Genomic DNA, 11420 nt, shown 5'->3' on the forward strand with positions numbered 1-11420 from the left:
GCGCTGAACTTCAAAGAAAACTCGCTTCCAGGGCCCGGTTCAGCGGACCATTAGCGCCCCACCCAGGGCGAGCGTCCTGTCGGTCTCGCTGGGCCCGGGCTCCTCGCCGAGGTCCGTGCTCCAGGTGCGGAGCCAGGGCAGGACGCGGCGCAGCGCCTCGAACTCACTTCGCGAGAGTTCGTTCATGATAGCGTCCCGCTCCGCCTCCAGGCGCGCGACCTCGTAGCGCCGCGGCAGCGAGGCCGTCGCGGCCTCGTATGCCGCCACCAGGCGGTGCGCCCTCTCGCCGAGGCGCAACCACGCCCGCAGGCGCCCGACGACGGCCCTGCGGCGCTCATGGGTTGGCAATTCGTACTCGGCCTCGATCTGCCGCCGTAGCGCTTCGCGCAGGCGCTCGTCAGGAAGAGCCAGGGCGTCCGCGAACCACTCCTCCTGGGAGCCAGGTTCGAGCCTTGGCGGCGAGATGTGAAGTTTGACTTCGCGACGCGTGCGTAGAGTCTGGACCATCGATAGACCTCCAGTTGATGTGAAAGCCCAGGGACAGAACAGACCTGTGCGCTGAATCATCTACCGTACCTAGCACTCCCCTGTCAAGAGTGCTAAGGGGCGCGTGCGAGTAGTCCGGTCTCCTTTCGGGCCTCGCGGCTCCGTCGTGCTCGGTCTCTGACTTTCGGCCGTCGGGGTAGCGGCAAGCGCGAGAGGGCAGTCCCCCGGACGGCAGGCGCCTACTCCCGCAGCCACTTCACCTTGTGGCGGCCTACCGCCACGACCTTGTCGCCCTGGAGGACCTCGAACTCGTAATCCAGGAAGGCAGTGCGGCCAGAGATGCCCTTGTCAGCGACGGCCTCGCGCATCACGTACGGCTCATCCTGGAAGAGCGGGGCGCGCAGGGCCAGGGCGTGCTGCGCCCACATGCCGGGGTTGCGCACGCCGCTGACCGCCAGGCGGCGCGTGCGCGTGACCTGCAGCGCGAAGTTGTGCAGCGCTTCCGGCGGTATGAGCGGCCGCCCGAAGGGCGAGGAGTCTTCGTACCAGGGCGTCGTGTCCCCGGCCGCCTCGAGCATCCGCCGGATTCGAGACCAGTCCGGCGTCCAGCCGCCCGGTGGCGGCGCGCTTGAAGCCGGACCGAGACGCATGGCGACGTCATCGAATCGCGCCCCCAGTTCCACCTCCGGGAGCGCGCTTTCGGCGCCCCTGCGCCCGTCCAGGGTGCGGTCCCACGGCACCTCGAAGCCTAGCCCCGCCCGCCCGGAGCAGCAGAGGCGCCCCTCCGCGGTCACGACTCGCAAGCCCACGCTGCCGTCGCCCGTAAGCTCTGCTTCCTCACGGATGTCGTTGCTCGTATAGACCGGCGTCACGAACTTCAGGTCGTACCAGCCGCCCTCGAACCAGCGCGCCCCCAGAAGGGCTACGAGGCCCGGCATCGCCGCCGTACCGACGGTGCTCCCGGGCACGAAGGCCCCCTCGAACCCCAGAGAGCGCGCTGCGTCGTCGTCGTGGATGCTGCCCTTGCTGTCGGCGGAGAGGTTTATCAGCCGCCGCCACGGTCCCACGTGCCTGGTCGCTGTCGTCATCGCCCGCCTCCAGCCAACTTACTGAAGTCGCACCGCCGTCCCGGAGGCCGAGACCATCATCATGCTGTTGCCAACGGTTTCGTAATCGATGTCTACGCCGACCACCGCGTCGGCGCCCAGCGCCGCGGCCCTCTCCTCCATCTCGCGAATGGCCGTCTCGCGGGCCTCGGTCATCTTCTTCTCGTAGCTGCCGGACCTGCCGCCAACCACATCGCGCAGGGCCGCGCCGATGTCCCGAAAAATGCTAGTGGCGACGATCGTCTCGCCGACCACTATCCCGATGTACTCCTTGATCTGCTTTCCCTGCACATCGTGGGTGGTGGTCACGATCATCGCGTCGTCTCCAGTGCTGCAGGCCGTGCTCGTCTGAGCGCAAGCTTACTCCAGACCACTGACGCGCGCCCCCGCCTCCGCCAGGACTTCCTGCGTGTGCTCGCCCAACCGCGGCGCCTGGTTGGGCCTGAGGTCGCCGGCGTCGAAGCTGAAGGGCAGTCCAGGGCACGCGTACTCCCTGCCGTCCACGACTGCGGGCTTGAAGTAGCCGCGGGCCTCGAGTTGCGGGCTGGCCAGGATTGCCAGCGGGTCATCGATCGGCGCGAACGTGTAGCCCTGGGCCGCGGCATCAGCGAACCACTGGTACCGGCCCTTCGTGCGCAGCGACTCGCGGAAGTGCGGCTCGATCTCCGGCCAGCGCTCGGCGCGGACGCTGGGGTCGCTGAACTCGTGCGTGACAAACTGCTCTAATCCGAGGAAGAAGGCAAGCGCCTCCCACTCAGCCCTGAGCGCCAGGATGTACAGCAGCCCGTCCGCGGTCATCACCGTGTGGGGAAAGCCCTGCCGCCCCTGCTCGCGCCTTTCCCGCCGGGTGCCTGTCCCCGCGTAGCACCACTGCGCGATGTGCCGGGTCCAGTGGTGCGCGAATGCCTCCTGCATCGAAAGGTCGATGTGCACCCCGGTCTCGCTGCCGCTTTCGACACCATGCACGGCCGCGAGCGCCGCCGTGGCGGCGTTGATCCCGGCGACGAACGCCGCGGCATAGCCGGCCAGCTTCAGCGGCGGCGCGTCATCCCAGCCCGTGTTGTGGACGACACCGCCCATTGCCTGCACGACAAGCTCGCTTGCCTGCCAGCCAGCGCGGGGCCCGGCCTGCCCGAAGGGGGCGATGCTAACCAGAACGAGTCCGGGGTTGAGGCGCGAGAGCGCCTCCCACCCCAGGCCTCGGGCGGCCATGGCCCCGGCGCCCAGGTCCTCGACCACGGCGTCACAACCGGCGACGAGCCGGCTGAATGCCTCCCGCCCTTCCTCCGCGTCGAGGTCGAGGCAGGCGCTGCGCTTGCGCCGGTTGGCGTACTGGAAGAGGGAGTCGTCGCCCAGGTCGTCAGTCTTCGTCCGCCACGGGTCGCCGGTTGGCGACTCTACTTTGATGACGTCACAGCCCAGGTCAGCCAGGAGCATCCCTGCATAGGCCGCGGCCAGGTTCTCGCTGAGCTCCAGGACCCTCACGTGGCGGCCTCCATGTCTGCGCCGGCGGCCGGCAGGCCGAGGCGCCGGGCAAAGTCGGCATCGTGAGGCGCGCCGGGCGCCGGGTTGGGCTCGGTCGTCTCGACCTTCGAAGCGCGGAGGAGCGCGCCGTCCGCTTCCAGGGCAGCAACCTCTTCTGGTGGTATCGAAAGCCACTCCCCCAGTACCGCCTCGTTGTCCACTCCGGCAAAGCGTATGTCGCGTAGTCTCGCGCGGGAGCGCCCTTCGGCCACCCAGGGCGTCGTGGGATGTGGATGGGCCGTATGCCCGTACATAGGTTGGCCGTGCTCGACGGTCTGGAAGAAGCCGCGCGCCGCCAGGTGAGGGTCGAAGGGAAAGTCGGAGACCTTGTTCACCGGCCCCGCAGCCACCCCGACCGCCTGGAGGCTCTCGGCGACCGCGACTTTATCCTGGGGCCGCGTCCAGCGGGCGATCCGGTCGTCGAGCTCGTCCTGGGCTTCAAGGCGGCCGTCTATGCTCGCAAAGCGCGCGTCCTCCAGCCCCCCGCCGGCGAGCGCTGCGAAGGCGCGCCACTCCGCGTCGCTGCGAATGGATAGGGCGACCCATTCGTCCTCACCCGCGCAGGGGTAGATGCCCTGCGGCGCGGCCGCCGCGTCGCGGTTGCCGCGTCGCGGCGGCATGGCACGCCCGCTGCGGGCGGCATTGAGCATGAAGTGGCCCAGCAGCGTGACTATGGACTCGTACATGGAGACGTCGATGTACTGGCCGCGCCCGGTCTCGCGCCGGCGCCGCAGGGCGGCGACCAGCGCGAGCGCCGCGAACCGACCCGATAGCTGGTCGGCGAATACGCCGCTGCCGACCCGCACCGGCGGGTCATTCTCGTTTCCGCTCAGCCGGTTCATGCCGCCGGCGGCCTCGACGCTCGGCCCGTAGGCCGGGTAGTCCTGCCACGGCCCTGGCACGCCGTAACCAGTGAGCTGAAGCACGATCAAGTCCGGCTTCATCCTCAACAGGTCCTCAGGGCCTAGGCCGAAGCGCGGCATCACGTCCGCGGTGAAATTGCTCGCGACAACGTCCGCGACGCAGATGAGGCGCTTCGCCAGCGACAGGCCCTCGCGGTCCCTGAGGTCGATGCCTATGCATTTCTTGCTGAGGAACACCCCGTCGACGACCGAGATGTAGACTCCGAAGCCTCGCGACGGCGACGCGACGCGCACCACCTCGGCCCCTAGTTCGGCGAGCGTCCTCGTGCCTGCCGGCAGCGAGTACGCCGTCTCAAACGCGAGGACGCGGACACCTCGGAGCGGCAGGTAGGGCGGCGCTTCGTACAAGGGCGCTCCGAACGGGACGGTTGGAGCTAGTTGTAGCATTATTGGCAACGCAAGGCATCCCCGCCGCGAAGAGAGAAGGGTGGTGCGGTCTGACCCGAGAGAAGCAGGTGACATTCCCCAGCGGCGCCCTGACCCTGGAGGGGGCCTACTACACGAGCGGTGACACCGAGCCGGAGGCCGCCGTCGTCGTTTGCCACCCGCACCCGCAGTACGGCGGAGACATGCGCAACCTGGTGGTGTCCGTGATCGTTCGCGGGGCGCTGGATGCCGGACTCGGGGCGCTGACCTTCAACTTCCGCGGCGTCGGGCGCAGCCAGGGTGCCTACGACGGCGGCGCCGGCGAACGAGACGACGTCCGTGCGGCCCTGGCCTGGTTACGGTCGCGGGAGGGCGTGCGCAGAGTCGCCCTCGCCGGCTACTCCTTCGGCGCTGCCATGGCCGCGGCCGCGGTGGACGCCTCCGTGCCGGCGCTGGCCCTCGTAGCCCTGCCGGCGGGCATGGTGCGCTCGGATGGCGCAGCCGGGCTCGCCGCCTACGACGGCCCGGTCCTCCTTATCTCCGGGCAGAACGACAACATCAGCAGCGAGGACGCCCTTCGCCAACTCGCGGCTGGACTCCCGACACGGCCAGAGGTGGTGATAGTCCCGGGGACGGACCACTTCTGGTGGGGGCAGGAGCGGGCGCTGGCCGATGCGTTGTGCGACTTCTTCGCCCGGCACCTCGGAGGCCCGGCGTGAGCGCCGAAGAGCGCGCAAAGGCTCTGGGCCTGGACCTGACGCGGCCCGTGACGCCCCTTGCGAATTACGTGCCGGTGGTCCGCGCCGGCAATCTCGTCTTCCTCTCCGGGCACGTCCCGCCCGCCGGGGCTGATGGCTCGCGCCCCGCAGGCAAGCTCGGGGCCGACTTCGACGCCGATCAGGGCTATCAGTTCGCCCGCTCGGTGGCGGTCGCGCTCCTCGCGAGCCTTCGCGCCGAGATACGCTCGCTCGACCGCGTGCGCCGCATAGTGAAGGTCCTGGGCCTCGTGAACGCGACGCCTGACTTCGCGCAGCACCCGCGGGTTGTCAACGGCGCTTCAGACCTACTCGTGGAAGTCTTCGGCGAAGCAGTCGGAAAGCACGCGCGCTCGGCCATGGGCGCGGGGAGTCTTCCCGGGGGCGTGCCGGTGGAGATAGAGATGGTAGTCGAGGTCGAGGACAGCGGCTGAGGTTGTGCCTCAGGCGGCGATGTCGTACCTCTTCAGCGTGCGCACTGCCTCCGCAAGCGAGTCCATTGGACGGCCGACCAGGAAGCCCTGGATGCCCTGGATCACGACGTCCGGTATCTGAGCTTCGTCGGAGTTGATCAGGTCGAACATCTCCAGGCTGTCAATGCCCTCGGCGATGACGAAGGCGTTGGCCTCGCGGGCAAAAGCCGTAATGGCCAGCAACACGGCCCGGCCAGGGCCGCGACGCACAGCGTCGACCAGCACCGACCGGTCGATCTTCACGTAGTCGACGCTGACCTGGCGCAAGATCTCGAGGCCGGAATTGCCGGTCCCCACATCGTCAAGAGCGATAGAAAAGCCCGCCGCCCGTAGCTCCTCAATGCGTTCACCCAGAAGCTGGACGGGGATAGACGCTTGCTCCGTGATCTCGAGCACGATCGATGAGGTGTCCAGCCCGGAAGCGCGGACCAGGCCCGCAATCTCAAAGGCTGAAAACGCCTTGTTCGCCAGGCTACGGGGATTGATGTTCACGAAAAGCCGCATGCCAGCAGGCAGGTCCCGTGCAGAGCGAAGCGCCGCGCGGAAGCAAAGGAGGTCCAGCTGCCATGTCTTGCCGATGCGCTCGGCGGCCTGGAAAGCTTCCACCGGGCCGCTGATGACGCTATCGTCCGGCGGCCGCATGAGCGCCTCGAACGCGATCAGGTGCCTATCGCCGAGGAGGTAGATGGGCTGGAATACGGTGCGTACGGAACCGGTGTCGAGTATCTGGCGCAGTGCGGACGTCTTCTCAGTGGTCAGGGTTATACTCCCGCCGCCGTCGCTGTCGTAGGTCGCCACCTGGTTCTTCCCGGCCCCCTTTGCCTCGTACATGGCCGAGTCTGCGTGTTCCTTGAGGAGGTCAAGGTCGAAACCATCCTGGTCCGTGCAGGCGACGCCGATGCTTACGGTTGACAGTTCCAGGCTTGACTCCACCGCGGTGCGGAGCCTTTCCATCGCTGCGACTGCCTCGTCGAGAGATGTTTCCGTGAGGATCACCGCGAACTCATCCCCGCCGACGCGGAAGGCCCGGTCGTGCGCGCGAAGGTAGCCAAGCAGCCGTGCGAACTCGGCGAGGACCATGTCGCCGCGGACGTGCCCATGGGCGTCGTTGACCTCCTTGAAGTCGTCGACGTCGATGATTGCCAGCGAGAGCGGCCTGTTGTCGCGGACCGCGCGCGAGAGCTCCCGGCTCAATTCCTCCTGGAATGCCCGGTGATTGCCCAGGCCAGTAAGTGCGTCGGTGAGAGCGGCCTCGCTGAGGCGCGCCAGTTCCCCCCGCCTGACGACCTCCTCGTTGTCCATGCGGCGGATGGCGAAGAACACCGCCCCAACCAGCGGCAACCCGAGGGCATACAGCCCGAGGGTCAGGAGCAAGTGGCGGCTCATCTCCGACCTTACCTGTTGGTATCGCGCCTCTGCCTCCGCGCGCCGGGCATTCGCGAGGACTGCCAATTGCTCGACAGCCCGCTCGAACACTTCCTCCCCACCGAGACTCGAAGGGGGGAGTTGTCCAGAGCGCACCAGACCTATGACGCGGAGTCCATCCTCGAGCAATTGGCCATACTCTGCGTGCAGCGCTTCGAAAGCCGCGCGATCGTCATCGTCGCCACGGTCAAGGATGCGGCGCTCGGCGGCGATTGCGGCCTCCAGTGCGCGTTCAAACTTGTCGATGTCGCTAGGTCTGCCTTCCGTCCTCAAGCGCAGGAAGTGGTAGGACGCCAGGGTTGCCTGGTTGACGATCCGCCGGTACTCGTCGCTGATTGCCTCTTGCTCCGCAACGCTGCGGAGGTCATTACGCTGCTTGATGATCCCCACGATGGCCCAGGTCGCCATGCCGACGAGGAGCAGAGCGATCAGGGCCATGGCTGCGCCTATGAGCTTCGAACGTGGGAGTGCCATCAATACGAGCTTCGGCTGATCTGTTAACAAATCGTAGCCCCCAGCTTGATTTGGCCATCCGGACGGGACGCGGTGCTAAGATCGTGCCCTCTTCCCTGGCTAGAGGAGGCCGCCATGCCGGTCATGGAGATCAACGGCGCCAACATCAACTATGAGGTGCTTGGCGAAGCCGGGCCCTGGGTTGTGCTTACGCCGGGCGGCCGCGGGGCGAAGGAGATGGTGAAGCCCCTAGGGCAGGCCATAGCCAGCGCGGGCTACCGGGTGCTGCTACACGACCGGCGCAACTGCGGCGCGTCCGACGTGATCATCGATGGCGAACTCTCGGAGCAGGAGATCTGGGCGGACGACCTCTACGAGCTCCTGTCGCGACTGGACGCCCTGCCGGTGTACGCAGGCGGCGGCTCCGCAGGCTGCAGGCTCTCGCTCCTCCTCACGCTGCGTCACGCGGGCTCGACGCGCGGGTTGCTGCTCTGGTCGGTGACGGGCGGACCCGTGGCGGCGGAACGCCTCGGTTACAACTACTACGGGCAGTTCATAGAGGCGGCGCAGCGCGGGGGCATGCCGGCGGTCTGTGAGACCGAGTTCTTCAAGCAACGGATCGAGCAGAACCCGGCGAACAAGGACCGGCTCCTGTCCATGGACCCGACCCGCTTCCAGCGGGTCATGGAGCGCTGGCGTGAATTCTTCACCGAGGGCGCGGAGCTCCCTGTCATCGGCGCCACGGCGGCCCAACTCAAGGGGATCAAGGTCCCCGCATGCATCGTGCCGGGAAACGACGACGTCCATCCCCGCAAGGCCGGAGAGGGACTGCACGAGCTCCTGCCAAACAGCGAGCTTCACTACCTCCGCACCGACGCCGAGCTCGCGGCCTTGCCGGACCGCGACCCGGCGGAGGTCCTGGCCGAGACCCGGCAACGCCTCGCACAGGTCTTCATCCCCTTTCTGGACAGGCTCGAAGGCCGGTAGGCGTTTCTCCGAAGGCGAGAGTTAACATGGAGGCGTGGAGCCTCGTGACCTTGGACTTCTGATTGCGGCCGTCGGCCTCACGGCCTTCGTCATCGGACTCGCGATGGCGTGGGGCCTCCTCGGCTGGTTCGGCCGCCTTCCCGGTGACATCCGCATCGAAGGCGAGAGCGTGAAGGTCTATATACCGGTCGCATCCATGATCCTGGTCTCCGGCGCGCTCACGCTGGCGCTGGCCCTTGCCCGCCGCATCTTCTAGCGACTCCCTCCGTGCTTCCCGTGCCCCTTGCCGTCGCGGCAGTGGAGGGCGTCACCATCTAACGAGAATGGCTTGTAGTAAACTACCGTCGTGAACGCGGTGCCGCGCAGCCTCCTGGATGCCAAGCTTGTGCTCGATGAAGAGCGGTCCTACTGCCCGATGCGGGCGACGCTCGCCCTCCTCGGTCAGAAGTGGATGCCGCGCATTATCTACGAACTGATGCGCGGCAAAAGGCGATTCAACGAGCTCTCTTGCGCCGTCGGCGGCTGCAACTCACGTACCCTGCGCGACCGCCTCAAGCTACTCGAGGAGCTGGGTGTCATCGAGCGCAACGTCGTCACGGTGATGCCTCCGTGGGTCGAGTACGAGCTCACGGAAAAGGGCCGCCAGCTCGGCGAGGCCATGGCCCGCCTCGAGGAATGGGCCCGCCGGCACATGACGCAGCCGATAGTCTAGCGCGTGCCAGCTTCCCTCACCGACTTCCCTGCCGGCCACCAGTTTCCCGCGACCTCCTTCACCATCACGCCTGAGATGTCGCGCGCCTACCGCGAAGCGACGGGCGACTGCCAGGGCGAGGTCTACGCCGCCGCCGGAAACGCTGTGCCGCCACTGGCGGTGGCCGCCCTTGCCCTCGGTGAGCTGCTAAAGGTCGTCCGCCTGCCCGAGGGGTCCCTGCACGCCAGTGAGTCGCTCGAGGCGCGGCGGGTCGTCCCCGATGGTTCCGAGGTCGTCTGCAGCGCCCGCCTCGTCCAGCGCTCGGTCCGGGGCGGCTATGTCTGGTCAGTGATCGAGAGCGAACTCTCGGTGGGCAGCGAAGTGGCTGTGGTCGCCCGCGCGACAGTCCTTTCTCCCGCCGCCACCGAGGCCCGGGCATGACCCATCTCGAGGCGCCCGCCGTCCACCCCCTCACGAGGACGCTGACCCAGACGCAGATAGTCGCCTACGCCCGCGCCAGCGGGGACTTCAACCCCATCCACGTCGACGAAGCGTTTGCCAGGAATACACCCCTGGGCGGCACTATCGCCCACGGCATGCTTGTGCTGGCCTTCATCTCGGAGATGATGACCGCTGCCTTCGGGCGGGCCTGGCTGGAGGGCGGCCGCCTGGACGTGCGCTTCCGCTCTCCCTCGCGTCCCGGCGACACCATCACGGCCCGCGCTTCAGCCGGCAAGGCCGAGGACGGCCTCATTCGCTACCAGGTCGAGTGCGTCAATGGCGCCGGAGAGCAGGTCATCAGCGGTACGGCATGGGTAAAGCCATGAGCGACTCCGAGCGCGACCTGGCTAACGAGTCACTTGCCCGCTGGTGCTATGCCTGCGGCGACCTCAACCCAATCGGCCTTCACCTCGAGTTCCGAGTCGAGGACGACTGGGCGGTGGCCAGCTTCGTTGCCAGCCGCGAACACCAGGGCTATCCCGGCTTCGTGCATGGCGGCGTCGTCTCGGCCCTGCTGGACGAGGCCATGGGGTGGGCTACTTACGGGCGCGGAGTCTGGGCCGTGACCGGGCGTATGAGCACGCGCTTCCGCGGCGCCGTTCCGGTCGGCGAGCCACTGGAGGTCCGTGGGCGCATAAAGCGAGACCGCGGCCGGACCCTGGAAGTCATGGCGGAGCTCCGCGATCACTCGGGAGCGCTTCTGGCCGCGGCCGAAGGCCTCTTCTTCCGGCTCCAGGGTGAGCAGGCCCGCCGGATGGCCCAGGCGGTGGCCGCGCTCATGAAGCCATCGCCCTGAGAATCAGGCCTCGGCGGTGAGCCGCACGACATCCCAGGCCGCGCCGGCCACCTCGGAGACTTCGTCCAGGGTCGTGGAATTGAGTGCCTCGGAGGACGCCGCGGGCGCTGGCATGTCCGCCTCCGGTTGGCGGCGCCTTATCCCCGGCGCGGGCGCCTTCACGGCGCGCCAGGCCGCTTCTGCGAGCTCCTGGATCGCCTGCTCCAGCGGGGTTGTCGCCAGGCCAGCGAGCCAGCGCCTCGCGTACGCTTCCGCCGGGCCAATCACCACTGCTCGGTACAGGTCGTCGGCCATCACCCTGAGCACGCCGGTGGCGGTGTACCGCCGCCGCCAGGCGCCGGTTTCGGCCACGAACCGCCAGCTGACGTCTGGCCGTACCGTGGCGATTTCGCGCCGTTCGGATTCCGGGAGCGTGAGCATGAAGTGCGCCAGCTTCGGGTTCTGCGCCGTCCAGGTCAGGTAGTGCCGCACCGTCGCCTTCACGCCGGATTCGGCGTCGGGGCAAGCGGCGAGCACGGCCATAAAGGCGCGCTGATAAGCCTCCACGCCTTCGAGATAGAGGGCCGTGGCCAGCGCATGCTTACTCTTGAAGTGATGGTAAATGCTGCCGGTGCTGGCTCCCGAAGCCAGGCGCACGTCCTCGATCGTCGTCTCCTCATAGCCGCGACTGGCGAACAGCTCCAGGGCAGCGTCCAGGATCGCTCGGCGGGAATTTCGTGAAGAAGGGCCTCGAGTAGGTGACATTACTAGAATCTTACTCTAGAATGCCGTTCTAACGTACCGGCTTCTACTCAGCCGGCGCGCCATCCCCGAGGGCCCATGGGGCGCAGCGGGCAGACAGCCCGACTAGAAGGACAGAAGCATGCGATTGTCGGACTCCCCGGAAGAGGCCGCCTGGCGGCAAACGGTGCGGGATTTCCTCGAGAAGGAGCTG

Annotated in this window: 15 protein-coding genes; 8 read left to right on the forward strand and 7 right to left on the reverse strand. The window is 67.6% G+C overall.

All coding sequences use genetic code 11. The annotated features are described in order from the left end of the window. Positions 1-39: 39 nt before the first annotated feature. The 5 genes from VNN10_09575 to VNN10_09595 all read right to left on the reverse strand — a co-directional run bounded on the left by VNN10_09575 (position 40) and on the right by VNN10_09595 (position 4387). Positions 40-507 (reverse strand): hypothetical protein, encoded by a 468-nt coding sequence (locus tag VNN10_09575; GenBank protein HXH22269.1) that lies wholly within the window; start codon positions 505-507, stop codon positions 40-42. Positions 508-725: 218 nt separating this feature from the next. After that, positions 726-1574 carry a hypothetical protein gene (locus VNN10_09580; GenBank protein ID HXH22270.1) on the reverse strand — a complete coding sequence of 283 codons (849 nt, stop codon included), beginning with the start codon at positions 1572-1574 and terminating at the stop codon, positions 726-728. Positions 1575-1592: 18 nt separating this feature from the next. After that, positions 1593-1907, reverse strand: coding sequence for a YbjQ family protein (locus VNN10_09585; protein HXH22271.1), 315 nt, complete (start codon positions 1905-1907; stop codon positions 1593-1595). Positions 1908-1952: 45 nt separating this feature from the next. Then, positions 1953-3077, reverse strand: a complete 1125-nt coding sequence (locus VNN10_09590) for a CoA transferase (protein ID HXH22272.1) — start codon at positions 3075-3077, stop codon at positions 1953-1955. Then, entirely contained in the window at positions 3074-4387 is a 1314-nt protein-coding gene (locus tag VNN10_09595; protein ID HXH22273.1) for a CoA transferase, read from the reverse strand. The genes VNN10_09590 and VNN10_09595 overlap by 4 nt, the downstream gene beginning before the upstream one ends. Before the next feature lie 107 nt (positions 4388-4494). Here VNN10_09595 and VNN10_09600 point away from each other — a divergent pair, with 107 nt between their 5' ends. Then, on the forward strand, positions 4495-5124 hold the full coding sequence (locus VNN10_09600) for an alpha/beta fold hydrolase (GenBank protein ID HXH22274.1): 630 nt from the start codon (positions 4495-4497) through the stop codon (positions 5122-5124). Then, the gene (locus VNN10_09605; GenBank protein HXH22275.1) at positions 5121-5594 is read left to right on the forward strand and encodes a RidA family protein; all 474 of its coding nucleotides are present in this window, start codon (positions 5121-5123) and stop codon (positions 5592-5594) included. Before VNN10_09600 ends, VNN10_09605 begins: the two co-directional genes overlap by 4 nt. A 9-nt stretch (positions 5595-5603) precedes the next feature. Here VNN10_09605 and VNN10_09610 read toward each other — a convergent pair whose 3' ends face one another. Then, the gene (locus VNN10_09610; protein HXH22276.1) at positions 5604-7532 is read right to left on the reverse strand and encodes a diguanylate cyclase; all 1929 of its coding nucleotides are present in this window, start codon (positions 7530-7532) and stop codon (positions 5604-5606) included. Between the two features lie 114 nt (positions 7533-7646). On the opposite strand from VNN10_09610, the gene VNN10_09615 reads away from it, so the two are divergent. The 6 genes from VNN10_09615 (at position 7647) to VNN10_09640 (ending at position 10486) form a co-directional block, all read left to right on the forward strand. Then, positions 7647-8498 carry an alpha/beta hydrolase gene (locus tag VNN10_09615; GenBank protein HXH22277.1) on the forward strand — a complete coding sequence of 284 codons (852 nt, stop codon included), beginning with the start codon at positions 7647-7649 and terminating at the stop codon, positions 8496-8498. 34 nt (positions 8499-8532) lie between these two features. Then, positions 8533-8754 carry a DUF2905 domain-containing protein gene (locus VNN10_09620; GenBank protein HXH22278.1) on the forward strand — a complete coding sequence of 74 codons (222 nt, stop codon included), beginning with the start codon at positions 8533-8535 and terminating at the stop codon, positions 8752-8754. A 90-nt stretch (positions 8755-8844) separates the two neighbouring features. Then, complete coding sequence (locus tag VNN10_09625) at positions 8845-9210, forward strand: helix-turn-helix domain-containing protein (protein HXH22279.1); 366 nt, start codon at positions 8845-8847, stop codon at positions 9208-9210. 3 nt (positions 9211-9213) lie between these two features. Continuing rightward, complete coding sequence (locus tag VNN10_09630; protein HXH22280.1) at positions 9214-9630, forward strand: MaoC family dehydratase; 417 nt, start codon at positions 9214-9216, stop codon at positions 9628-9630. Beyond that, entirely contained in the window at positions 9627-10016 is a 390-nt protein-coding gene (locus VNN10_09635) for a MaoC family dehydratase (protein ID HXH22281.1), read from the forward strand. Before VNN10_09630 ends, VNN10_09635 begins: the two co-directional genes overlap by 4 nt. Further along, positions 10013-10486, forward strand: coding sequence for a PaaI family thioesterase (locus VNN10_09640; protein ID HXH22282.1), 474 nt, complete (start codon positions 10013-10015; stop codon positions 10484-10486). The genes VNN10_09635 and VNN10_09640 overlap by 4 nt, the downstream gene beginning before the upstream one ends. Positions 10487-10489: 3 nt before the next feature. On the opposite strand, the gene VNN10_09645 is transcribed toward VNN10_09640, so the two are convergent. Continuing rightward, positions 10490-11230, reverse strand: coding sequence for a TetR/AcrR family transcriptional regulator (locus tag VNN10_09645; protein ID HXH22283.1), 741 nt, complete (start codon positions 11228-11230; stop codon positions 10490-10492). Positions 11231-11420 lie beyond the last annotated feature (190 nt).

Source organism: Dehalococcoidia bacterium, from assembly GCA_035574915.1.
Classification (GTDB): Bacteria; Chloroflexota; Dehalococcoidia; order DSTF01; family WHTK01; genus DATLYJ01.

Excerpts from the sequence above, each read along its gene's own strand:
- VNN10_09640 (HXH22282.1), top strand. The coding sequence starts at position 10,013 with ATGAGCGACTCCGAGCGCGACCTGGCTAACGAGTCACTTGCCCGCTGG.
- VNN10_09585 (HXH22271.1), bottom strand. The coding sequence starts at position 1,907 with ATGATCGTGACCACCACCCACGATGTGCAGGGAAAGCAGATCAAGGAG.
- VNN10_09645 (HXH22283.1), bottom strand. The coding sequence starts at position 11,230 with ATGTCACCTACTCGAGGCCCTTCTTCACGAAATTCCCGCCGAGCGATC.
- VNN10_09575 (HXH22269.1), bottom strand. The coding sequence starts at position 507 with ATGGTCCAGACTCTACGCACGCGTCGCGAAGTCAAACTTCACATCTCG.
- VNN10_09580 (HXH22270.1), bottom strand. The coding sequence starts at position 1,574 with ATGACGACAGCGACCAGGCACGTGGGACCGTGGCGGCGGCTGATAAAC.
- VNN10_09610 (HXH22276.1), bottom strand. The coding sequence starts at position 7,532 with ATGGCACTCCCACGTTCGAAGCTCATAGGCGCAGCCATGGCCCTGATC.
- VNN10_09635 (HXH22281.1), top strand. The coding sequence starts at position 9,627 with ATGACCCATCTCGAGGCGCCCGCCGTCCACCCCCTCACGAGGACGCTG.
- VNN10_09615 (HXH22277.1), top strand. The coding sequence starts at position 7,647 with ATGCCGGTCATGGAGATCAACGGCGCCAACATCAACTATGAGGTGCTT.